Annotated in this window: 18 protein-coding genes; 6 read left to right on the top strand and 12 right to left on the bottom strand. The window is 61.3% G+C overall.

Features of this window, described 5'->3' with window-relative positions; all coding sequences use genetic code 11:
- Positions 1-4: 4 nt before the first annotated feature.
- Both ACILSR_RS02700 and ACILSR_RS02695 read right to left on the bottom strand, forming a co-directional pair.
- The gene (locus tag ACILSR_RS02700; RefSeq protein WP_395748185.1) at positions 5-211 is read right to left on the bottom strand and encodes a hypothetical protein; all 207 of its coding nucleotides are present in this window, start codon (positions 209-211) and stop codon (positions 5-7) included.
- 20 nt (positions 212-231) lie between these two features.
- Positions 232-1,206, bottom strand: a complete 975-nt coding sequence (locus ACILSR_RS02695) for a hypothetical protein (protein WP_395748184.1) — start codon at positions 1,204-1,206, stop codon at positions 232-234.
- A 123-nt stretch (positions 1,207-1,329) separates the two neighbouring features.
- Here ACILSR_RS02695 and uvrA point away from each other — a divergent pair, with 123 nt between their 5' ends.
- The gene (gene uvrA / locus ACILSR_RS02690) at positions 1,330-4,233 is read left to right on the top strand and encodes an excinuclease ABC subunit UvrA (protein WP_395748183.1); all 2,904 of its coding nucleotides are present in this window, start codon (positions 1,330-1,332) and stop codon (positions 4,231-4,233) included.
- 19 nt (positions 4,234-4,252) lie between these two features.
- Positions 4,253-4,864 (top strand): hypothetical protein, encoded by a 612-nt coding sequence (locus ACILSR_RS02685; protein WP_395748182.1) that lies wholly within the window; start codon positions 4,253-4,255, stop codon positions 4,862-4,864.
- Positions 4,865-4,927: 63 nt separating this feature from the next.
- On the opposite strand, the gene ACILSR_RS02680 is transcribed toward ACILSR_RS02685, so the two are convergent.
- Positions 4,928-6,577: an alkaline phosphatase family protein gene (locus ACILSR_RS02680; RefSeq protein ID WP_395748181.1), complete on the bottom strand. Its 1,650-nt coding sequence runs from the start codon at positions 6,575-6,577 to the stop codon at positions 4,928-4,930.
- A gap of 173 nt (positions 6,578-6,750) precedes the next feature.
- Between ACILSR_RS02680 and ACILSR_RS02675 the strand changes: the two genes are divergently transcribed.
- Positions 6,751-7,503, top strand: coding sequence for an ABC transporter ATP-binding protein (locus ACILSR_RS02675; RefSeq protein ID WP_395748180.1), 753 nt, complete (start codon positions 6,751-6,753; stop codon positions 7,501-7,503).
- Positions 7,504-7,638: 135 nt separating this feature from the next.
- Here the strand turns inward: ACILSR_RS02675 and ACILSR_RS02670 are convergent, their stop codons facing one another.
- The gene (locus tag ACILSR_RS02670) at positions 7,639-7,923 is read right to left on the bottom strand and encodes a VF530 family DNA-binding protein (protein ID WP_395748179.1); all 285 of its coding nucleotides are present in this window, start codon (positions 7,921-7,923) and stop codon (positions 7,639-7,641) included.
- 18 nt (positions 7,924-7,941) lie between these two features.
- Positions 7,942-8,685: a lysozyme inhibitor LprI family protein gene (locus ACILSR_RS02665; RefSeq protein WP_395748178.1), complete on the bottom strand. Its 744-nt coding sequence runs from the start codon at positions 8,683-8,685 to the stop codon at positions 7,942-7,944.
- A 154-nt stretch (positions 8,686-8,839) separates the two neighbouring features.
- On the opposite strand from ACILSR_RS02665, the gene ACILSR_RS02660 reads away from it, so the two are divergent.
- Complete coding sequence (locus ACILSR_RS02660; protein WP_395748177.1) at positions 8,840-9,715, top strand: hypothetical protein; 876 nt, start codon at positions 8,840-8,842, stop codon at positions 9,713-9,715.
- Here ACILSR_RS02660 and ACILSR_RS02655 read toward each other — a convergent pair.
- On the bottom strand, positions 9,696-10,727 hold the full coding sequence (locus ACILSR_RS02655; RefSeq protein ID WP_395748176.1) for a hypothetical protein: 1,032 nt from the start codon (positions 10,725-10,727) through the stop codon (positions 9,696-9,698). The two genes, ACILSR_RS02660 and ACILSR_RS02655, sit on opposite strands and share 20 nt — an antisense overlap.
- Between ACILSR_RS02655 and ACILSR_RS02650 the strand changes: the two genes are divergently transcribed.
- The gene (locus ACILSR_RS02650) at positions 10,726-14,715 is read left to right on the top strand and encodes a PQQ-binding-like beta-propeller repeat protein (protein WP_395748175.1); all 3,990 of its coding nucleotides are present in this window, start codon (positions 10,726-10,728) and stop codon (positions 14,713-14,715) included. The two genes, ACILSR_RS02655 and ACILSR_RS02650, sit on opposite strands and share 2 nt — an antisense overlap.
- Positions 14,716-14,757: 42 nt before the next feature.
- Complete coding sequence (locus tag ACILSR_RS02645; RefSeq protein ID WP_395748174.1) at positions 14,758-16,059, top strand: M20 family metallopeptidase; 1,302 nt, start codon at positions 14,758-14,760, stop codon at positions 16,057-16,059.
- Positions 16,060-16,088: 29 nt separating this feature from the next.
- On the opposite strand, the gene polX is transcribed toward ACILSR_RS02645, so the two are convergent.
- The 6 genes from polX to ACILSR_RS02615 all read right to left on the bottom strand — a co-directional run bounded on the left by polX (position 16,089) and on the right by ACILSR_RS02615 (position 22,806).
- A complete protein-coding gene (polX, locus tag ACILSR_RS02640; RefSeq protein ID WP_395748173.1) occupies positions 16,089-17,828 on the bottom strand; it encodes a DNA polymerase/3'-5' exonuclease PolX in 1,740 nt (579 codons plus the stop codon).
- A gap of 51 nt (positions 17,829-17,879) precedes the next feature.
- Positions 17,880-18,899: a UDP-3-O-(3-hydroxymyristoyl)glucosamine N-acyltransferase gene (lpxD, locus tag ACILSR_RS02635; protein WP_395748172.1), complete on the bottom strand. Its 1,020-nt coding sequence runs from the start codon at positions 18,897-18,899 to the stop codon at positions 17,880-17,882.
- Positions 18,900-18,922: 23 nt separating this feature from the next.
- The gene (locus ACILSR_RS02630) at positions 18,923-19,942 is read right to left on the bottom strand and encodes a fatty acid desaturase family protein (protein WP_395748171.1); all 1,020 of its coding nucleotides are present in this window, start codon (positions 19,940-19,942) and stop codon (positions 18,923-18,925) included.
- A gap of 136 nt (positions 19,943-20,078) precedes the next feature.
- Positions 20,079-20,849 (bottom strand): ABC transporter permease, encoded by a 771-nt coding sequence (locus ACILSR_RS02625; RefSeq protein WP_395748170.1) that lies wholly within the window; start codon positions 20,847-20,849, stop codon positions 20,079-20,081.
- Positions 20,846-21,703 (bottom strand): ABC transporter permease, encoded by an 858-nt coding sequence (locus ACILSR_RS02620; RefSeq protein ID WP_395748169.1) that lies wholly within the window; start codon positions 21,701-21,703, stop codon positions 20,846-20,848. The genes ACILSR_RS02625 and ACILSR_RS02620 overlap by 4 nt, the downstream gene beginning before the upstream one ends.
- A complete protein-coding gene (locus tag ACILSR_RS02615; protein ID WP_395748168.1) occupies positions 21,700-22,806 on the bottom strand; it encodes an ABC transporter ATP-binding protein in 1,107 nt (368 codons plus the stop codon). The genes ACILSR_RS02620 and ACILSR_RS02615 overlap by 4 nt, the downstream gene beginning before the upstream one ends.
- Positions 22,807-22,823 lie beyond the last annotated feature (17 nt).

Genomic DNA, 22,823 nt, shown 5'->3' with positions numbered 1-22,823 from the left:
CACCTCAGTCCCCATCACCATCACCCCCGCCATCAGAATCCCAGCTCTCCTCACCATGGAATTCCTCGGACCGCCCGTCACCATAGGCATCATCCGGCTCATTGCATGGGCGATTGCTGCGGCTGGCCCGCGAACTCGCATTCCGCTGCTCATGCCAGTACGCGGCGGCGGCAATCACCGCCATGAAGCCGATGACAACGAGCAGAGACATAAGGCGATCCGCCTCCGCGATTACGGCACAACTTCACCCGAGCCTGTGTACACCCACTTCGCCACACGACCGTTTTTAATGCGGGCCTGGGCTTCCGTTTCAAACTTTCCGAACATCGTCTGGGTCTCGTACTTCACGTTCACCGTCCAGTACTCGGTGCCGTCGATTTTCTCCTGCGCAGGATCGCCCCAGGACTTGACGTTGTCGGGCTTGATCTCGGTGACTTCGCCGGCCTTCATGCTGGCAAGCAGCATGGGGTAGGTGCCGTCGGCATCCTTCACAGGCTTGTCATTGCTGCTGCCGCCACCACCACCCGTCGTGCCGGCCGGAGAGTTTGCCCGACGCTCAGCCGCAGCCAGACGATACTCATGCGCTTTGCGGGCATTCTCCGTCTGCACCACTTTGACCTGTTCATACGCAGCAGAAAAGACCTCTTTGAAGTCCGTGTCATCCATAGCGACCTGCCCGCGCATGGGGGAGCCTGCCGAGGCTCCCACCACGAGGTTCGGCCCCTCCTGCCCCATCACAAACACCTTCGCTCCCGACTTGAACGTGGAGGCCGCTGTGGCTTTGCCCATCTGCATCTTGATCTCGAGATCCTTCTTGATGGTCACCTGCTTCGGGGTGTTGAAGAATCCCTTCGGCACCGCCGCCCAATTCTGCGTGAGTTCGTCCACGGGCGGGAAAACCGGGGCTACAAACGCGTTCGGGTCCACGGGCGGGGGCTCCGGAAGCTTCGGCATCTCGGGTTTGGGCTCCTCAGGCTTCATTTCCGGCTTCGGCTCTGGTTTGGGCTCCGCCATCACCACCACAGGCTCTTTCTTCTCCACGGGCTTTGGCTTCGGCGGCGGAGCTACCACCACTTCAGGCTTCGGCTCCTCCACTTTCGGCACATGCTTGGTGTACTTCATGGCATCGGCGAGAGGCGGGTACACATACTCGTAGGAGATGTAACCGACAGCGAGGGCCAGGACGATGACGATGAGGGGTTTCATGGTAGATGGAGTGTAGGATACGGGGCGGCGATAATCAACCGCCCTCATGCACCATTCTGGAAACGGCCCAGCCGGGATTTTCTTGGGCTTGATCTCCCCCCTCCCACGCGGTCTCTGTAAAGCATGCCTGAAGACGTGATCCGCGTGCGTGGCGCACGGCAGCACAACCTCCAAAACATCGACGTGGACATCCCGCGCCACCAGCTCGTCGTCCTCACCGGCGTCAGCGGCAGCGGCAAGTCCTCCCTCGCCTTTGACACCCTCTTTGCCGAGGGCCAGCGCCGCTACGTACAGAGCCTTTCCGCCTACGCCCGCCAGTTTCTCGGCCAGATGGAAAAGCCGGACGTCGATTTCATCGAAGGCCTCTCCCCTGCGGTGGCAATTGAACAGGTTCATTCGAACCCCAATCCCCGCAGCACCATCGCCACCGTCACGGAGATTTACGACTACCTCCGCGTCCTCTATGCCGTGGCCGGCCAGCCCTACGACCCCGGCACCGGCGAAAAACTCCACCGCAGCACCCCGCCGGAGATCGCCGACAAAGTCCTCGCCCTCGGCGAAGGCACCCGCGTCGTCGTCCTCTCCCCCCAGCCCCCCGCCACCGGCGCGGACACCCGCACCCTCTTTGAAAAACTCAAGCGCCAAGGCTTCGTCCGCGTCCGCCTGAACGGCACCGTCGTCGAACTCGAAGACACCCTCAAACTGGAAGAAGCAGAGCAGCACCAGGTGCAGATCGTCATCGACCGACTCGTCGTCCGCTCCGACTCCCGCCAGCGCCTCATGGAGGCCATCGAAAGCTCCCTCCACTGGAACGACCGCGAGGTGCAGTTCCTCGTGAACCTCGACGGCAGCGAGGAGATCCTCAGCTACACCACCGCCTTTGCCAATCCCCGCACCGGCTACACCATCGAGCGCCTCACCCCGCAGCACTTCTCTTTCAATACCCATCTCGGCGCCTGTCCCGCCTGCGAAGGTACCGGCACCACCCCCACGCCCGACGCCACCCTCCTCGTCCCCGACGAAACTAAATCGCTCAAAGACGGCGCCATCAAAGCCTGGTGGGCACGCCACCCCAAGGTGAAGATGATCTTCAATCAAAGCGTCGAGGCCCTGGCCAAACATTTCGGCGCTGCGCTGGACCTCCCCTTTCAGGACCTCCCGTCCGACTTCAAGCACGCCCTCTTCCACGGCACAGGCAGCGAGGCCATCAGCACCGGCTGGCAAAAAGCAGGCAACAAACGCAGCCTCGCCAAGCCCTTCGAAGGCCTCCTCCCCGAGATCGCCCGCCTCTACGCCAGCGCCGAAAGCGATGCCCTCCGCTCCGCCCTCTCCCGCCTCATGAACGCGCAACCCTGCGCGGTCTGCTCCGGCATGCGCCTCAAGCCCGAATCGCTGGCGGTCAAACTCAGTTCCAACTTTAAACTTCAAACTTTAAACTTGGAACTTGGCTCCGATTTAAACATCCACGACTTCACGGCCCTCCAGGTACGCGACGCCCTCCAATGGATCCGCGACCTCGAAGTTACCGAGCAGCAAAAAATCTACGTCGGCGAACTCCAGCGCGAGATCGGCAAGCGCATCGAATTCCTCGAGCAAGTCGGCCTCGGCTACCTCGCGCTCAATCGCGAGAGCGGTACCCTCTCCGGCGGTGAAATGCAGCGCATCCGCCTCGCCTCACAAATCGGTGCCGGGTTGGCAGGCGTCCTCTACGTCCTCGACGAGCCCAGCATCGGCCTCCACCCGCGCGACAACGAGCGCCTCATCCAAACCCTCCTCCGCCTGCGCGATTTGGGCAACACCGTCCTCGTCGTGGAGCATGACGAAGCCACCATGCGCGCCGCCGATCACATCATCGAGCTCGGCCCAGGCGCAGGCACCCACGGTGGAAAAATCACCGCCCAAGGCACGCCCGCAGAAATCGCTGCAAACCCAAACTCCATCACCGGCGGCTACCTCAGCGGCAAAAAACGCATCGAAGCCAAGGCGCTTCCGCAAACACTTCTCACCGAGACCCGCGCTCCCACCACCGGCCACTCTTTGACGATCCACGGCGCGACGGAACACAACCTGCGCAATGTCACCGCCGCCTTCCCCCTCGGCGCCTTCACCTGCGTCACCGGCCCTTCCGGCAGTGGCAAATCGACCCTCGTCGATGACATCCTCATGCGCGCCCTACGCCGCCATTTCTACGACGCCAAGGAGATCCCCGGCGCTCACGAAAAAATCACCGGCCTGGAGCACATCGACAAAGTCGTCGTCATCGACCAGTCCCCCATCGGCCGCAGTCCACGCTCCAATCCCGCCACCTACACCGGCGCCTTCGGCCCCATCCGCGATCTCTTCGCGCAGCTCCCGCTTGCCCGCATGCGCGGCTACGACTCCGGCCGCTTCAGCTTCAACACCCCCGGCGGCCGCTGCGAAAAATGCGAAGGAGACGGCCTCATCAAGATCGACATGCACTTCCTCGCCGATGTCTATGTCACCTGCGAATCCTGCAAAGGCCGCCGCTATGGCGCGGAGACCTTGGAGATCACCTTCAAAGGCAAAAACATCGCCGATGTCCTCGATATGACCGTCAGTGAAGCCGTACGCTTCTTTGACCGCAGCACCACCATCGGCCCCAAGCTCCGCACCCTCGAAGAAACCGGCCTCGGCTACATCAAGCTTGGCCAGAGCGGTGCCTCTCTTTCCGGCGGCGAGGCGCAGCGCATCAAGCTCAGCGCCGAACTCGCCAAGCGCAGCACCGGCCGCACCCTCTACGTCCTCGACGAGCCCACCACCGGCCTCCACAGCGCCGACATCCAGACCCTCCTCGGCGTCCTCCTCCGCCTCCGCGATGCCGGCAACACCCTCATCGTCATCGAGCACCACACCGACGTCATCCGCTGCGCCGACTGGATCATCGACCTCGGCCCCGGCGGCGGCACAGAAGGCGGCTACATCCTCGCCACAGGAACGCCAAAGCAGATCGCGTCGAATGAAAAGAGTGTCACCGGGAGATTTCTCCGCCAGGAGCATTCAAGATGAACAGATAGTTTTCACTACCATGGCCAACTCCCCCTATTTGCTAGCCAGTCACGATTCTCAACCCGCCGGATACACGTCCGATGGCGAAACCAACTATGACTTTGCGAAGGAAGTCATATCCGACGGGGGCAAATATCAACTGCCTATCTTTTGGTTAAGCCTTTTTACACTCGAGGATGTTCGCGTTCATCACATCGACGACAACACCACGGTTTTAACGCTGGTCTGCCGCAAAAACATTGCTCTTCAAAACCTCGAAAAACACCGGCCTGGAATTCTCGAAATGTTTCCCGGCTATACGGCTCACTGGGACTCCTGGGAACAGTTCGCACAGAATGCATCGGCCTCCTATTTCAAGGTAGATGCCACCGAACTTTGGGACCTTGATCCCGAATCCTTCGACTCCATGCTTTCTTCTGCTGTGCGTTGGTTTGAGTCCCGTGAGGACTCCGACTTCGAACAGTTGCTCTCGCTTGGCGCTCTAAACTACAACGCAGAGCTTCGTTCTGCGACCTTGGGAAACTCTCCTGTCACAGGCGAAAACCTCTACGGCTACCGCATCCGCACATCACCGCCTCCGCTGCCGGGGCAGCTCCCACCGCCACTGCCGCAGCAGCCCCCAAAACCGTAAGCGGAAACACACGCGGGTTTCCCGCGGACAGCCTTTGCACAGAATTCGTCGATTCGACCGCCTCTACTTCAGCACCCTCACCGCCGGTTTCCCCATGCACATCGGCGGCTCCTCAATCCCCAGCCCCGCCGAAAGCGTCGGCGCGAGATCCGTAATCGAAAACTCATCCGCATACCTTCCCGCCTTAAACGGTGCGCCATAGAAGATGATCGGGATGTGCGTGTCATACGAAAACGGCGAGCCATGTGTCGTCCCCGTCGCTGCCTTGCCCGTCCCCGAAATCATCCACGGCTTCAGGATCAGCACCGCGTCGCCGCTGCGCTCTCCATTGAACCCATTGGCGATCCGCTGGCCGATCACGCCCGGCGCGCGGCCTTCCAGCAACTGGTCGCGGCCATACACCGCGTGAAACACTTCCTTCGATAGCGCCCACTCGCGGATGAAGGCCGTTAGTGCCTCTGGCTGCACCTTGTTCGTCTCCAGCACCGCGTGATCATAATAGAGATTCCCCTCCACCAGCTTCGGCTTCAGGCTTCCCTTCGCAGATAGAAAGTACCGCCCCGCGCCGAAGCGCTCCGCCACCTTCCCCTGCAGTTCCACCAGCATGTCCGAAACATTGGGGCGGCTGCCGTCCAGGCCCTGCTCCTTCGCATTTTCAGGATTAGGCGCCACACCATGATCCGCCGTCAGCACCATCACCATATTCGCCAGCCCAATCTTCTTGTCCAGATACGCAAACAGCTCCTTGAGCTGCCGGTCCAGCCGTAGCGTGATGTCCTGCACCTCCTGCGAATACGGCCCAAATTTGTGCCCGCAGTAGTCGATGGATGAAAAAGACACGCACAGCAGATCCGGCCTGTCTCCCTGCCCCAGCCCTTCCCCCTCGATCGCCGCCTTCGCAAACTCCGCCAGCAACTGATTGCCAAACGGCGTCGAAAGAATCGGCTCATATCCATCCGCCTCCTCCTTGATCACCTTGTGCGGAAAGGTGCTGCCATTCTCGCCCGCGAGGTGGCCCTCTCCCGCCGCCTCATCCGGCACCGGGTACTGCTTCTCATCCAGCAGCCGCTCCCACGTCTGCCCCACAAACGCATCGGGCCGCTTGCTGTCATTAAAAGCCTTCACCCACGCCGGCAGTTCGCTCCGATAATAAGTGCTAGTGATGAAATTCCCCGTAGCCGCCTCAAACCAGTACGCCCCCGTGGGCTTTTTCCCCGCGGGCAAAATCGCACCTCGATCCTTCACCGAAATACCCACCACCTTGCTGCCCCAGTGCAGCCGCATCTGATCCGCCACCGTGGCCCCGATAAAGTTGCGTGGCGACCTCTGCCCTTCCTTTGCATCCGTTCCCACGCCCTTCACGTCATCATCTTCGACGCAGTACATCATCTCGCCCGTGCGCTTGTCGAACCAGTCATTGGCGATGACGCCGTGCATCATCGGCGAGCTGCCGCTGAAAAAGCTCGCATGCCCCGGTGCCGTGATGGTGGGATAATAATTGTACTGCGCATACGTCATGAAAGCGCCCTTGTCCGTCAGCTCGCGGAATCCGCCCTCCACAAACTGCGAATGAAAGCGGTCCAGGTAGTCATAGCGCAGCTGGTCCACCAAGATCGCCACAACCAGCTTCGGAGCCTTCGGCGGCGCAGCCTGCAGGCCAGCGGCGCACATCATGACAAAAGCAGCTAGAAAAGTCGGTGTGGAAAACTTCATGGTGAAAAGAGAACCACCTCAACGCCCGCTACGCCACCGGAGTTTCAGCCATATCCCATCTCCCTGTCTCTCCTTCTCTTTGTCTGAATGTCTGATTGTCTGATTGTCTCCCCTACTCCCCGCTTGAACTCCCGCACAACCACCGCCATTCAAGCCGCGTAAATTCACCTCGAATGCCCCCTCCCGTCCCCACCCAGCTCGCAGCCCTTGTGCGCGGTATCTCCAAAAGCTTTGGCGATGGTGGATCGCGACTCCAGGTGCTCAAGGAGATCGACCTCGAAGTACGCCGTGGAGACATCACCATGCTCGTCGGCCCCTCGGGCTGTGGCAAGACCACACTCATCAGCATCATCGCCGGCACCCTGCATGCGGATGCAGGCGAGCTCCACGTCTTCGGCCATGACCTGCGCAAGATGTCCGCCGCAGCCATCACGCGCTTTCGCGCCAAACACATCGGCTTCATCTTCCAGTCTTTCAATCTCATCCCCACCCTCACCTGCGCGGAGAATGTCAGCGTCCCCCTTCTCATCCAGGGAGTCTCCGCCTCAAAGGCTGAAAAGCGCGCCCGCGAAGTCCTCGATCAAGTCGGCCTCGCAGATCGCTTCAAGCACCGCCCCTCTCAGCTATCCGGCGGCCAGCAGCAGCGCGTCGCCATCGCCCGCGCCCTCGTTCACGACCCCCAGCTCATCATCTGCGACGAACCCACCGCCGCGCTCGATGCCAAAAACGGCCACGTCGTCATGGAACTCTTCGAAAACGTCGCCCGCGGCAAGGACCGCGCCGTCCTCATTGTCACCCACGACAACCGCATTTTCCACCACGCCAACCGCATCGCCAGCATGGACGACGGCCGTGTCGTCGAAATTCACGACGTCGATGCTGACAATCCGCCGCCCGAGCATCTCAAACACGTCGAGCGTCTCTAAAAGTTGCCCAGTTGCGCCGCAACTGGACCCTTCTTCAATCGGGCCACACCACAACCTGACCACCTTCCCTCCCGCGAAAACGATCGCGCCACCCTGCCTGGAAATTTTCAATTCCAAGTTTTCAGTTCTCAGTTTTCAGTTTTCAGATCCTTCCGATTTCGTTTCCTCCCCCGGCGTCCCCTCCTCCTTCGCAGCCTTCATGTCCGGCAGTGAATCCAGGTACAGCGCCTCCACCTTCTCCCGCGCCCACGGCGTCCTTCTCAAAAACGTCAGGCTCGACTTGATGCTTGGGTGCCAGTTAAAGCAGTTGATCGGGATCATTCGTCCCAGCATCTCCCACCCGTAATGTTCGACGAGCTGCGTCACCATCATCTGGAGCGTGATGCCATGGAGCGGATTCTTGGGGCCTGCGGCGTGCATGATGAAGTTGATGTGAATTTACTTTTCCTTCACTTTGCCCGCTTTCGCGTCTTTGACCATCTCAGACTGCGCTTTCGCATCCAGGGCCTTCACTTTCACATAGGTGCCGTCGAAATAGGCGCGTGCTCCATGATAATAGCTGGTGTTCGCCCCGGTGATTTCGAGCTTCCTGTTGCGGTAAATGAAACTGAGGTTCGTCTCATCAGTCTTGTCCTTGTCTTCCCCTTTGTCGCTGTACCATCCGATGGGGGCATTCCAAACGGCGTCACCCGATATCTCTCCACCATGTGAAGTCGGCCCACGCACGACCGAGATCGAGAAATACAGATGCCCGTCTTTCTCCTCCAGTTCCACTCGCCCGCCTCTGCTGTCAGAATAAACACCGCTGATGGTGTCATCCTTCCAATCGTGGATCAGCCCCTTCAGCCACTCGGTGCGCTCATCTTCCAAACCCGCCGCCGCCTGCAGATACTCCGGCGCATCCAGAGGCAGATCATCCTGCCCATCTGCACCGGTAAACATAGGCGAGCGTGCCAGATAATCCCGATATTCCACCCACGCCCGCTGGTCATCCTTGAGCTTGCTAAACTCCGCCTCCGGCAGCTTTTGCTTCGCCGCCGCCCACGCCTCGTTCAGTGCACGGTCCGCCCTTTCATACAGGGCTTTCGCCTTCTTGGCGCTCAGCTGCTTCTCCTGCGCCTGCGCGGTACAGCAGACCACGGCGGCCAGCATCACGGTGAAAAATGAAATCGCGCTTTTCATGTGGCATCAGACTAGCTGCGGGCACCGGGCATGTCCACGGCCCGCCATCTCTAATTTTGACATCTTGACCATCAGCATGCCCCGAGTTTTTGCCTCAGTCTTCACATCTTGCCAAGCAAGTTTTCACCTCTAGCCTCCGCCCTTTTTCATCTTCATGAATCTCTACGATCAATTCACCCAGTGGATCGGCAGCTTGAACGCGCAGCAGGTCGCCGACTGGCTGCGCCATTTGGACTGGAACCGCGTCGTACCGGAAGTCATCGGCAAGTCCATTGGCTTCCTTCTCGGCTTCTTCGCCAGTTGGTTCCTCCTCTTTCGCCGCCATCTCAAGGCCCTCGACCGGCTCCGCCGTGGCGACTCGGATGACGTCCTCTTCCAGGCCCATTTCCTCGTCCCCGTACCCGGCTCGGACAAATACACCCTCATCTTCCGCAACTTGGTGCCCAGCACCACCGTGAACGATCTCTATGACAACCCTGCCGCGCGCAAGATCGTGCGCGAGCTCGCGGACATCACCACCCTGCGCAAGCCCGTGCTCCGCACCGAAGGCGTCCTCGGCTTCGAGATCCTCAACGACGCCTTCAACCACATCTCCGGCCACCTCGCCATCACACCCTTCCCGCGCGAGACCTGGTTCTTTGCCATGACCTGCGAGGACCGCCAGGTCGTCCGCCGCAAATGCATCCGCTGCTTCCTCGTCCGCCCCGCCGAGCTCGAGCGCTTCGCCAGCTGGCGCTGGTGCCGTGACAACATCGTCTGCGAGCAGCCCTGGCACTGGTACCGCATCGTGGCCCTCCATCAGCTTGCCACTGTCTGGCAGGAGGAGGAAAAAGCTGCGCAAAACCCCAATCCAAAAACGCAGGGAATGCCGCTCGTGGACAAGCATGCCACCCACCGCCGCATCCGTCCTATGTCCGTCGGTATCTACACCAATGAAAAGCCGGTGGGCACCACCGTTCACATCAACTGGTCCGCTCAGGAGTGGGAACTCAAAAAGCTCGGCCTCGATCTCAACGCCGCTGGCTCTTGAGCCGCCGGAGCCCCACGGCCAGTGCCGCGGCCAGCCCTAGCCCGCCGCCCCAGTACAAACGAGACTTGTCAGACAGAGCCACCGGCTGCGGTGCGCTCTGTCCTTCAATTTTCACCGTCTGCGGCAGAAGATCAGCGATCTGGCTCAGCTCTGGCAGTTGCTGTCCGGGCATCGCCTGCGCCTTCACCATCGCTTTCCAGTCCGTCGCCATCACCAGATCCACGCCCGGATTCTGCTCCTTCACCTGGCACGAGCAGGAGCCGATGAGGAACTGTGCGGCGCGGTCCACCGTCTCCACCTTGATGCCCTTGCCCACCAGCGCATAAAGCACCCGCCCCTGCCCGAAAATCGGAAACGCCATCGGCTCCTTCAGGCTGCGCAGATCAGGCTCGCTCGCCAGCAGCATGGCAATGAAGGCGCTCTCTGCCGCGTCATCGCGTTTCACATGCAATGTCGAAAACTCCAGGCGCAGCCCTTCATCAGGGAGGGACACCAGGCCGTTCTTCACGTCCTGCTGGTCCAGCTTTGGCAGTTCCATCACGCTGCTCAGGTATTCCAGGCGCTCCTCCAGAAATCGCGCCGCCTCCGCGTCCTTCGCCGCATCGCCGCACTCTAGCAGCACCCACACGGCGCTCTCGCCATTGCCCAGCCGCTCCGCGATCTGCTGCCGCGCCGGCGAATCCACCAGCAGCTTTGCATTCGCCTCGCTGTAATCAGCCGACCAGATCACCTCATCATTCCGCATTGTCAGCGGCTGCCGCAGCTCGATCCGCTTCTCCGCGCCCACCGTGACCTTGAAGTTCCCCTCCAGCGTCACCCCATGCGGAAGGGTTACCCGGTACGGATCCGCCGCCCAATGCTCCAGCGCATATCGAAACACCGGCACGGAGCAGGCCAGCGCGGCGGTGGTGGAAAATAGGAGAATGGCGGCAAGGCGGCGCAGCATGGGCACCCGCACATTACGCTGCGCTTTGGATGAATTCGCATCCCACCTGCGTTTTAGTGCGATCATGCGACCGCTTTTTCTTCTCCTCGCTCTCCTTTCCACCGCCCGCGCCGACTGGCCCACCTACCTGCACGATGCCTCCCGTGTCGGCGCCACCACCGAGAATCTCCCGCTGCCGCTGCATTCCGCATGGACCTTTGAGTCCCCCACCCCTCCCCAGATGGCCTGGGCGGGTGAAGACGGCCGTGTCTTTGAAAATCACGTGACGCTGAACCGCATCCGCTTTGATGAAGTGTTTCACGTCGCCATTAGCGGCGGGAAGATCTTCTTCGGCTCCTCCGTCGATGGCCGTGTGATCTGCCGGGATCTCGTCACCGGCCAGGAGGAGTGGTCCTTCTTCACCGATGGCCCCGTGCGCCTCGCCCCCGCCATTGCAGACGGAAAAGTCTATGTCGGTTCCGATGACGGACATGCCTACTGCCTGGACGCGAAGACTGGCAAGGCCGTGTGGAAGCTCCGCGCCGGTCCGCACGATGAGCGCATCCTCGCCCGTGGCCGCATGATCTCACGCTGGCCCGTGCGCACCGGTTTGCTCATCGACGGCGGCATCGCCTACTTCGGCGCGGGCGTGTTTCCACATGAAAAAATCTTCCTCTACGCGGTCGAGGCCGCCACGGGAAAGATCATCTGGAAGAATGACGCGATCAGCGAGAAGGACGCCGGACGCAATGATCTCTCGCCTCAAGGCTACCTGCTCGCCACCAAGGACATTCTCTTTGTTCCCTCCGGCAGATCATTGGCCGTCTCCATCGATCGCAAAACCGGCGAGCTCATCGCCAAACCCGAACCCGGCTGGCGCGGCGATGCCGGCGGCCCCATCGGCGGCACCCAGGCATTTCTGGCCGATGATCAAATCTACGCCGTGGGCGAGCACCACATTCTCGCGCTGGATCAGGAGAAGCAGAAGTCCGGCTACGCCTGGTTCGCCGGCACGCAGATGACCCTGGCCGGAGACATGGGCTACATGGCCAACGGCACCAAAATCATCGCCGTGGACCGCTCGAAGCATGCCGAGGGCACGCGCATCCGTCACGGGCACGAGGCCGCCATCGCCAAGATCGGTGCCGCACTGAAAAAGGATCCCGCGGTCGCCGCGGCCAAAAAGCTCCAGACCGCCGAAAGCGCTGCCCGCAAGGTGAAGGACGACCCAGCGGCCTTTGCCAAAGCCCAGGCTGAGCTCGCCGCCATCGCCGAAAAATATGAGCCGCTCCGCATCGCCTACAAGGCGAAGCAGGATGAGATCGCCAGGCTGAAGGCCGAACTCGCCACCCTCACCGACGCCGGCATGAAATGGTCGCTCGAGACACCTCATCAGTCCGCACTCATCATCGCCGGCAAAACCGTCATCGCCGGCGGCAAGGGCGAAGTGATCGCCATCGAAGCCGAAACCGGCAAACAAGTCTGGAAGGCCGCTGTGGATGGCGAGGCACGCGGCCTCGCTGCTTCAGACGGACATCTCGTCGTCAGCACCACCACCGGCCGCGTTTACGTCTTCGGTCAAAAGCCAGCCGAAGTGCTCGCTGAAAAGAAGCCAAATGATTTTCCCTCGGACAAAGCCCATGCCGAAGCTGCCGAGGCCATCTTGAAACAAACCGGCGTCACCAAAGGCTTCTGCATCGTCCTTGGGAATGACCAGTGCCGCCTCGCCTACGAGCTCGCCAAACGTTCCGACCTCGTGATCTTCGGCGTGGATGAGGATGAAAAGAAGGTCGCCGCCGCGCGCCGGGAGCTGCTGCCCACCGGCCTCTACGGCCCACGCATCACCGTGGACCATCTCGACCTCGCCGTGATGCCGTTTTCAAACTACTGCGCCAATCTCATCGTGAGCGACAGCCTGGAGCCTCTCGGCGTTCCGGCGGATGTGGCCATGCATCTGAAGCCCGTCGGCGGCAAGTTTTGCTTCAAGGCCACGCCGAAGACCACCGCCTGGCTGGCTGAAACAAAACTGACGGACGAGAAAGCCACACTCACAAACGCCGGTGGCTGGAGCGTGCTCACTCGCGCCAGCCTGCCCGGCGCCAGCTCCTGGTCCCACCAGTATGGCAATGCAGCAAACACCTCCAGCACGGACGACCAACGCATCAAAGGCGGCCTCAGCGTTCTCTGGTATGGCGATCCCGGCCCTGGCAAAGTCGTCAATCGCCACGATGGAGCCGTGGGGCCCGTCTCGGTCAATGGCCGCCTCTTTGTGCAAGGGGAGGACAGCGTCATGGCCTACGACGCCTACAATGGCCAGTTCCTCTGGGAAACGATGAACCCCGGAGCCATGCGCATCGGCGTGTACAATGCCCGCGAACCCGGCAACATGGCCGCCAGCGATGACTACCTCTTCATGCTCATCGAGGATGAGTGCATTCAGTTTGATGCCGCCACGGGCAAGATCGTGCGCACCCTGAAAATCCCCGGCGCCGGCAGCAAGAAAGACCTGCAGTGGGGCTACATCGCCGTTCAGGACGGCCTGCTCTACGGCACCGAAACCGAACGCGTGGAGAAGGCCTCGGAAGTCGCCCGCCGTGGCAAGACCGGCTCCATCTCCACCGACCGCATCTTTGCCTACGATGTGAAAACCGGCGCACTGAAATGGACGCACCAGGGCAAGCACATCTCCCACGTCAGCATCGCCATCGGAGACGGCCGCCTCTTCTTCATCGATGCCTCGCTCACTCCAGAGCAGCGCGCACTCATGCTCGCGCAGGACAAGACCGAGCTCGCCAAGCTCACCGGCAAAGAGCGTGAACTCGCCGAGGACCGCCAGAAGAATCACGACCTGCGCATGGCCGTGGCGCTGAATGCCGCCACCGGCGAGCAGCAGTGGGCCAAGCCCGTGGATGTCACCGATTGCAGCGAGATCGGCATAGGAGGCGGTGCTTTGACTCTCATGTATCACAACGGCCACCTCGTGCTCGGCGGTGCCAATGCCAACGGCCACTACTGGGAGCAGTTCCTCAGCGGTGAGTTCAAACGCCGCCGCCTCGTCGTGCTGGACGCCAACAAAGGCGACAAGCTCTGGGCCAAGGACGCCAACTACCGCCACCGCCCCGTCGTGGTGGACAACGAAATCATCGCCGAACCCTGGAGCTACGACCTTTACACCGGCGCGCAAAAAACCCGCAAGCATCCCCTCACCGGCGAAGAGTCTGCCTGGATGTTTGCCCGCCCCGGCCACCACTGCGGCGCCATCTCCGCCACGCCAAACATGATGTTCTTCCGTTCGAAATTCACCGCCTTCTATGATCGCGATACCGACAGCGGCACCGAGCATTTCGCCGGCCATCGTCTCGGCTGCTGGATCAACACCATTCCTGCCAACGGCCTCGTCATGATTCCCGAGGCCAGCGCGGGCTGCGTCTGCCTCTTCTCCATCGCCAGCACCGTCGTGTTTGAGCCTCGCGAGGACCGGATGAACTGGGGCGTGTACAGCGCCGAAGGCCCCTCCCTGCCCGTGCAGCACATGGCCTTGAATCTCGGTGCACCGGGAGACCGCCGCGATGCCCACGGCAAGCTCTGGCTCGGCTACCCTCGTCCAGCCAGCCGCGCCGGCATCGATCTCCCGCTCGACTGCAAACCGCAGTACACCAGCAAAACCGGCGGCGCCTTTGCCCTCAGTTCCGAGAGCCATGCCATCTCAGGCCATGACACGCCCTGGATCTTCACCAGCGGCCTGCGCGGTCTGACCCGGCTCGAAATCCCCGTCCTCGCCAAAGGCCAGCCATCCGCCACCTACACCGTGAAGCTCATGTTTGCTGCCATGGCGGAGGATCAGCCCGGCCAGCGTGTCTTCGACATCAAGCTCGGCGGCAAAACCGTGCTGAAGGCTTTCGATCCCGCCACACGCAAGGGCGCCATCGTCGAGCAGTTTGAAAACATCCCCGCCACCGACAATCTCGTGGTGGAGCTCATTCCTGCATCCCCCGATTGCGCACCCATCCTCAACGGCATCGAAATCCTGCGGACCAATGCCAAGGAAATCACCGCGGGCGTCGCTCAGAGGTAATTCCGCGTCGCAGTTCTGTCTTCCGCTTCCCTTCCCCGTGCCATGAAATACCTTGCCCTGCTCGCACTCATCTCCTCCGCCGCCGCTGCGGAAACCCGCGACACCGTGTTCAAAAAGAGCATCGAGGAGATGTTCCCTAACCTCGTCGAGATCCGGCGCGACATCCACATGCACCCGGAGCTGCCGAATGAGGAAGTCCGCACTTCAAAGCTCGTGGCAGACCGCCTCAGAGAACTCGGCTTCACCGACATCAAAACCGGCGTGGCCAAGCACGGCATCGTCGCCCTGCTCAAAGGCACTCAGGACGGCCCCTGCGTGGCCGTGCGTGCGGACATGGACGCGCTTCCCATCAAGGAACTCCGCAGCGTCCCCTACCGCTCGCAGAATCCCGGCGTCATGCACGCCTGCGGACACGATGTCCACGTCACCTGCGCCCTCGGTGTGGCGGAGCTGCTTTCCAAGCATCGCGATCAGATCAAAGGCAGCGTGAAGTTCCTCTTCCAGCCCGCCGAGGAGGCCATGCCCGCAACCTTCGTCGGCGACTGGGGTGCCAAGCTCATGGTCGCCGAAGGCGCGATGGAGAACCCAAAACCCGCCGCAGTCTTCGGCCTCCACACCACCGCCCTCGTGCAGCCCGCCAGCAGCACCGATGACCAGGCGCATTACCTCAAGGCCGGCCAGATCGGCTACACCCCGCTCATCGACAACGCCAACAGCGACCGCTTCCACATCACCATCCGCGGCAAGATGGCGCACGGCTCCGCCCCGCACAAAGGCGTGGACGCCATCGCCATCTCTGCCGAAGCCATCATGGCCCTGCAGATGATCAAGAGCCGCCAGACGAACACACGCCAGCCCCTCGTCATCAGCATCGGCACCATCAGCGGCGGCGACCGCGAAAACATCATCGCGGAAAAAGTCGAGCTCGGCGGCACGGTCCGCACCTACGATGCCGATTTCCGTGATGGCATCATCGTTCAGATGGAGCGCATCCTCAAAGGCATCACCGAAGCCCACGGCGCCACCTATGAAATGGAGTACCGCAAAACCTACCCCAGCATTCACAATGATCAGAAACTGGTGGATGCCACCCTCCCCGTCTTCAAACGCATCGTCGGCGAGAAGAACGTCATTCAACTCACCCCGGGCATGGGCGGAGAAGACTTCAGCTTCTTCGCCCAGGTCTGCCCCGGCTTCTACTTCCGGCTCGGCGTCGCCAACGAGGAAAAAGGCTTCACCTACGGCGGCCACACCCCCATGTACGACTGCGACGAAGAAAGCATCAAAACCGGCGTCGCCGTCATGGCCGCCGCCGTGTGCGATTTTCTGGACGCCCGAAAATGAAGTGGGGAACGGAGCCCTCCACGCCTTCGTCAAGAGCCGCGTTTGGCGCGCAGCACGTTTTCGATTTCCCCTAGCGGCAGGCAGTTCACCACATCCTTCCGCGTCAGCCAGCCTTTCCGCGCCGCCTTGATCCCATAGATCACCGCCTGCAGCCCGTGCGTGCTATGTGCATCCGGATTGATGCTGCACTTCACACCCTTCTCCTTCGCCAGCCGCCACCAGCGCCAGTCCATGTCCAGCCTCCACGCGCTCGCATTCAGCTCAATGATCGTTCCCGTCTCCGCCGCAGCATCGATCACCGCCGCGATGTTTACATTGTAAGCCGGGCGCTGCAGCAGCAGCCGCCCCGTCACATGCCCCAGCATCGTCACATGCGGATTTTCAATCGCGCGGATGATCCTCTTCGTCATCTCCGCCTCTGGCAGGTTGAAGACATTGTGCACAGACGCCACCACGTAGTCGAGCTGGCCCATGATCTCATCGCTGAAGTCCAGGCTGCCATCCTTCAAAATATCCACCTCGCTGCCCGCAAAGATGCGAAAGCCCTCTTCCTTCATCTCCACATTCAGCGCCTTGATCTCCTCGATCTGCGCCAGCAGCCGCTTCTCATCCAGCCCGTTCGCCTGAAAGGACGACTTGCTGTGATCCGCGATTCCCAGGTATTGCAGCCCTAGATCATGCGCCGCATCAGCCATCTCCCGCAGCGTCGCACCGCCATCGCTCGCCGTCGTATGGTTATGAAAAACACCCCGCAAATTCTCCAGCTGAATCAGCCGAGGCAGCCCGCCATGCTCCGCCGCATCGATCTCTCCTTTGTTCTCGCGCAGCTCAGGATCGATAAAATCCAGGTCCAGCGCGCGATATAGCTCCGTCTCATCATGGATCGGCGGGATCACCGGCGCATCCTCACGCTCCGCGGTGAAGCCATATTCATTCAGCGACCACCCGCGCGCCAGCGCCCGCTGTCGTATCGCCACATTGTGCTCCTTGCTTCCAGTAAAATACGCCAGAGCAAACGGGAACTCCATGCTGGAAACCGCACGCAGATCGCACTGCAAACCATGCGTCACATGCACACTCGCCTTCGTAGGCCCTTTGGCGATCACATCCACCACCAGCGGCAGTTTTACAAAATCTTCGATCACCTCCTCCGGCTTCCTGGTTGAAACAAGAAAGTCCAGATCATGCACCGTCTCCTTCCCGCGCCTGAAGCTGCCGCACACCTCGGCATGCGACACATTCGGGTGCTGGCGCAGCGCCTCCAGAATCTCCTGCACCAGCGGGTGCGCCTGATCCTGGCGAAACTCGGAGGCATGCTGCTCGCGGAAGGCGATGCTCTCCAGAATCTTCTCCACCGTCTTGCCGCCAAAGCCCGCCAGCTTCGCCGCCTCCCCGCTCTCGCACGCGCGCTTCAGGTCCGCGATGGAGGACACGCCCAGCTCCGCATGCAGCGCCGCCACCTTCTTCGGCCCCAGGCCCTGCAGGTTGAAGAGCTCAAACAGCGTCTCAGGAAACTCCGCCTTCAGCTTCTCATAAAACTCCAGCTTCCCCGTCGTCGCCATTTCATGCAGCTTGTCCCGCAGCGCCTCGCCCAGCCCCTTGATGCCCGCCAGCTTGTTCTCCGCCGCCATCTGCATGATGTCCCCACTGTAGCTCTCCACGATCTCCGCCCCTGTCCGGTAAGCACGCACCTTGAAGGTGTTTTCTCCTTTCAGCTCAAGCAGGAGGGCGATGCGTTCAAAGATGGTGGTGGCGTCTTCACGGGTCATGCCCTTACCATGGCGTGAGTTGCCGCGAGGTGAAGCACGAAAAACACCCCCTTACGCTTCCTCGTTGCCGCCCACTTTTTTCTCCAGCGCCTTCAAACGCCGCAAAGCTTCCGGCATCTTCGCCATCGCAATCCACTGGCGCTTCGCCTGCTTGTCGGACGCAGCGGGGTAGCCCAGTACGGTTTCACGCGGGGCGATGTCGCGCATCACGCCCGATTTGGCACCGACGGTGGCCTGCGCACCGAGCTTGAGATGTCCGGCGATGCCCGACTGGGAGGCAATGACCACGTAGTCGGACAGCACGGTGCTGCCCGCAAATCCCACCTGGCCCATGATGAGGCAGTGCTTCCCCATGACCACGTTGTGGGCCACATGCACCAGATTGTCGATCTTCGTCCCCTGCCCGATCACCGTGGAGCCCAGCGCCCCGCGATCGATGGAGGTGTTGGAGCCGATCTCCACGTCGTCATGAATGACGACGTTCCCCACTTGCTGCATTTTCCGGTGCCGCCCCTGATCAAACACATAGCCGTAGCCGTCTGAACCAATGCTCGTCCCCGCATGAATGCTGACGCGGTTGCCCACCTGCGTCCTGGCATACAGCACCACGTTGGGATGCAGGCAGACATCATCTCCCACTCCGCTGTCACGCCCGATGTGGTTGCCCCCCATGAGCACCGTATTTTTGCCCACAGAAACACCCGCGCCAATGACGCAGTGTGGACCGATGCAGGCTGAAGCATCGATCTTTGCCGTGGGATCCACCACCGCGCTGGCATGAATGCCGGCGGCGTGCGCTTCAGGCGGAAAAAACAGTGGCAGCACCTTGGCGATGGCCACGCGGGCATCTTTGACGCGGATCAGCGTTTTCGTTGCCGAGACAAAACCCGCAGGCACCAGGATGGCGCTTGCCTCGCTGGCCTCGGCAGCAGCGAGGTAGGCCGGCTTTTCGGCAAAGGCAAGGTCTCCGGCCAATGCGCCGTCCGCGGGCGCTATGCCAGTGAGCACCACGGATCCATCCCCCACCACTTCTCCACCGATCTGCTCTGCTAGTTGGGCTGCGGTGTACATGGGGTATGATCGGTCAGTTCAGATTACTCTGGGAGCGGTACCATGCGTTGCAGCTCGACATCCCAGACCTTGAGACGCAGGCAGCGGAGGATGTCCCGGGGGCTCAGCGTGGTGACCTTCGGCTTTTGCAGTTCCGGCATCGCCTTGAGCACCTCCGGCAGCCGATAAAACGGGATGCGCGCATTCAGATGATGAATGTGGTGGTAGCCGATGTTGGCCGAAAACCACGCCATGAGCCTGCTGGTTTTCATGTAGCTGGAGGATTCCAAAGCCGCGCGCTCGTAGGTCCAGCCCGCCTTGTCATAAAAGGCCACGTCAGGAAAATTGTGCTGCGCATAAAACAGGTAGGAACCGATCGCATACGTGATGAAGTGCGGGACGACCTGCACCAGCAGCCACGCCTGCCAGCCGGCAAAGTGCACCAGCGCTGTGGCAATGCCCGCATGCACCAGGAGTGCGAGCAGGCAGTCAAGATGCTGCCGGGGTTTCATCACAAACGGGCGCAGGCACATGCCATGCAAAAACACAAAGAGGTAGCCAAACAGGATCGTCACCGGATGCCTCATGAAAAGGTAGATCAACCGCGCCGATTTGGACGCCTTCAGGTAGTGGTCCTTCGTCATGATCGGGAAGGAGCCGATGTGCGATCCCTTGATCTTCGAATTGTGATTGTGATGATGATTGTGCGAGCTGCGCCAGATGCTGCTGGGACTCAGCGCGAGAATGCCAAAGCCACGCATGAGCCATTCCGCAATCTTGGAGGTGGGCAGAATGGCATTGTGCTGCTGGTCATGATAAATGACAAACAAACGCAAAAGCAGCAGTCCGGAGAGAACGCTCAGAGCCAGCTTTACCAGAAGGATGGGGACAACGAGAGTTCCGGCGATCACTGCCAGCCAGAGGGTGGCCGTGGAAAGAATGCACCACCAGCTTTTGGCGGTGTTGTCCACAGCGTACGGCTTGGTGGCCAGGATAAGCTCTGGGCCCGTCCTGCTTCTGCCGCCAAGAATGATGGAATCGGCGAGAGCCAGGCCACTAGTCATGTAAAGGATACACAACCTCTCATTGGCTGAAAAGCAAGCCTTCTCTCCTTCGTTCTCAGCATATTGCCGGGCATGTTGATAGCCACTAAAATCCAACATCGCCTGTCGTAGGCCTGACGCCTACCCTCACAGGAGGTCACGCGCGGCGTTGCAGCCGGGAGCTAAGGGCCGCAAAGATGAACGTGCTCGCGATCAGCAGAGTGCTGAGCGCATTGATCACCGGCAGGCTCCGGCTCGTCCTCATCATGCTCGCCACGCGCAGCGGCAGCGTCGTCGTCCCCGGCCCGGAGACAAAAAAAGTGATCACATAATCATCGATCGAAAGCGTGAAGGCCAGCAGCCCTCCCGCCAGCACCCCGGGCAGCAGCAGCGGCAGCAGCACCTTTTGGATCGCCTTCGCCCGCGTCGCACCCAGATCCCGCGCCGCATCCAGCAGCGTGAAGTCAAAGTCCTGCAGGCGGCCCAGCACCACCATCGTCACAAAGCTCAGGCAGAAAGTCACATGCGCGATCCAGATCGTCAGCAGCCCAGTCTCCACCCCCGTGAGCACAAACAGCGCCAGCAGCGACATGCCCATGAGAATGTCCGGCATCACCAGCGGCAGGGTGATCAGCATGTGGTGCACCTCCTGCAGCCCGGATCGAAACCGGTGCAGCGCATAGGCCGCCAGCGTACCAAGAACCATCGCCGCCAGCGAAGCCGAGACCGCGATCTTCAGCGTGATCCACAGCGACTCCCACACCTCCCCCGCAGCCCATAGTTTTTCATACCACTGCGTGGTAAAGCCCTCCCACTCACCGCCAAACCGCGAGGCATTGAAGGAGTTCACCACCAGCACCACCAGCGGTGCAAACAAAAACAGGATCACGCAGCCCGTGATGAATCCCGGCAGCCTGGAGCGCTTCATCTCTGCTCCTTTCTCCCAAACTGCTGCCACAGCACGATGATCAGCATCGGCACCAGCACCGCCAGCATCAGCCCTCCCGCCAGCGCGCTCGCATGGGGCAGATTGCGGTCTGAAAACACCCGCTGCGCGATTTTGCTGCCCAGCATTTCATCCGACGTCCCCCCCACCATCTGCGGGATCACATACTGCCCCAGGCAGCACACAAACACCATCACACCCGCCGAGATCATGCCCCGGCGCACCCCCGGCACAAACACCTTCGCGAACGCCCGCCAAGGTCCCGCGCCGAGATCCCGCGCCGCATCCAGCAGGCCAAAATCAAACTTCTCCGCCGCGGCATACAGCGGCAGGATCGCAAACGGCAGCTGCGTGTAAATGAGCACCACCAGCACCGTCCCCGCATGGTTCAGCAGCATCGCGTTTTCAGGCGCCAGATGCAGCGCCACCAGCATCTTCGTCAGCGGCCCCTCAGGATGCAGCAGGGACTTCCACGCAAAAATTCGGATCAGGAAGTTCGAAAGAAACGGGATCACCACCAGCAGCAGCAGCACCTGCCGCATGCGTGGCCCGCACCGCGCCATTTGAAAGGCCATCGGCAGCGCCAGCGCCAGGCATGCCGCAGTCGTCATTCCGCTGAGCCAGACGGTGCGCCACAGGATCGGCAGGTAGGCCGGATCCTGCACTTCCTTCAGCGTGGCCAGCGTCCACCCCGCACCCACCCCGCCCTGCAGATCCGCCGGGCGAAACGCGGTCACCACCACCAGAGCCGCCGGCACCACAAAGAACACCGCCAGCCACGCCAGTGACGGCAGCGTGATCAGCCACTGTTTGGAAGCCTTGTGCTCCTCGCTCATGCGCCCCCCTCCAGCCTCACCACGCGCCCTTCATCCGGGTGAAAACTCATCCACACCTCCGCGCCACGCGCGGGATCGATGTCCCCTCCGCTGAAGCGGCTGCGCTGCATCTGCGCCAGAATGCTGTGCTCCCCGGCGCGCACCCGGTACCGCGTGTGCGACCCAAAGTACGCCACATCCTCCACCACCCCAGGAAACGCGTTCACCCGTTCCCCGCTCTGCGGCCGGCTCAGCGTGAGGCTGATCTTTTCAGGCCGCACCATGATGCGCATCGCCCGGCTCGAGGACGCCGCTCCATTGCTTTGCACCAGCGGGCAGCCCAGCCCTTCGATCATCACCCGCACATAGCCCTCATGCTGCAGTTCCACCGCCATCCCATTGAAGAAATTGGCATCGCCAATGAAGGACGCCACAAAGCTGCTGCGTGGCGTCTCATACAGATTCTCCGGCGAGTCCACCTGCTCCACCTTCCCCGCATTCATCACCGCGATGCGGTTGCTCAGGCTCATCGCCTCGCCCTGGTCATGCGTCACATAAATGAAGGTCGTGCCCACCTGCTCGTGGATCGTGTTCAGCTCCATCAGCATGTGCTGCCTCAGCTTCAAATCCAGCGCTGCCAGCGGCTCATCCAGCAGCAGCACCTGCGGCCGGTTCACCAGCGCACGGGCTATCGCCACCCGCTGCCGCTGCCCGCCGCTCAGCTGCGCCGGGCGCTTCTTCGCATGTTCGCTCAGCCGCACCAGCTCCAGCATGCGGTCCACCCCGCTGCGGATCTCCTCCTTTGGCCTCCGGCTCATGCGCAGCCCGAAGGCCACATTCTCCCACACGCTCAGGTGCGGAAAGAGCGCATAGTTTTGAAACACCGTGTTCACCGGCCGCTGCTCCGGCGGCAGCGCAGCGATGTCCTGCCCCCCCAGCAAAATCCGCCCCCGGTCAGGTTTCTCAAATCCGGCGATCATCCGCAGCAGCGTCGTCTTCCCGCAGCCGCTCGGTCCCAGCAGCGAAAAGGCCTCCCCCTGCCCAACCGTCAATGTCACGTCATCCACGGCGCGCTGGGTGCCGAAGGATTTGGTAATGCGGTCGATAACAAGAAAATCGTCCATGCAGGAGTCAGGCCGGT

Origin of the sequence: Prosthecobacter sp. (assembly GCF_044222565.1) — a bacterium.
Taxonomy (GTDB): Bacteria; Verrucomicrobiota; Verrucomicrobiia; order Verrucomicrobiales; family Verrucomicrobiaceae; genus Prosthecobacter.
Note: the sequence above shows the minus strand (reverse complement) of the source record. Positions and strands in the feature narration are given on the sequence as shown.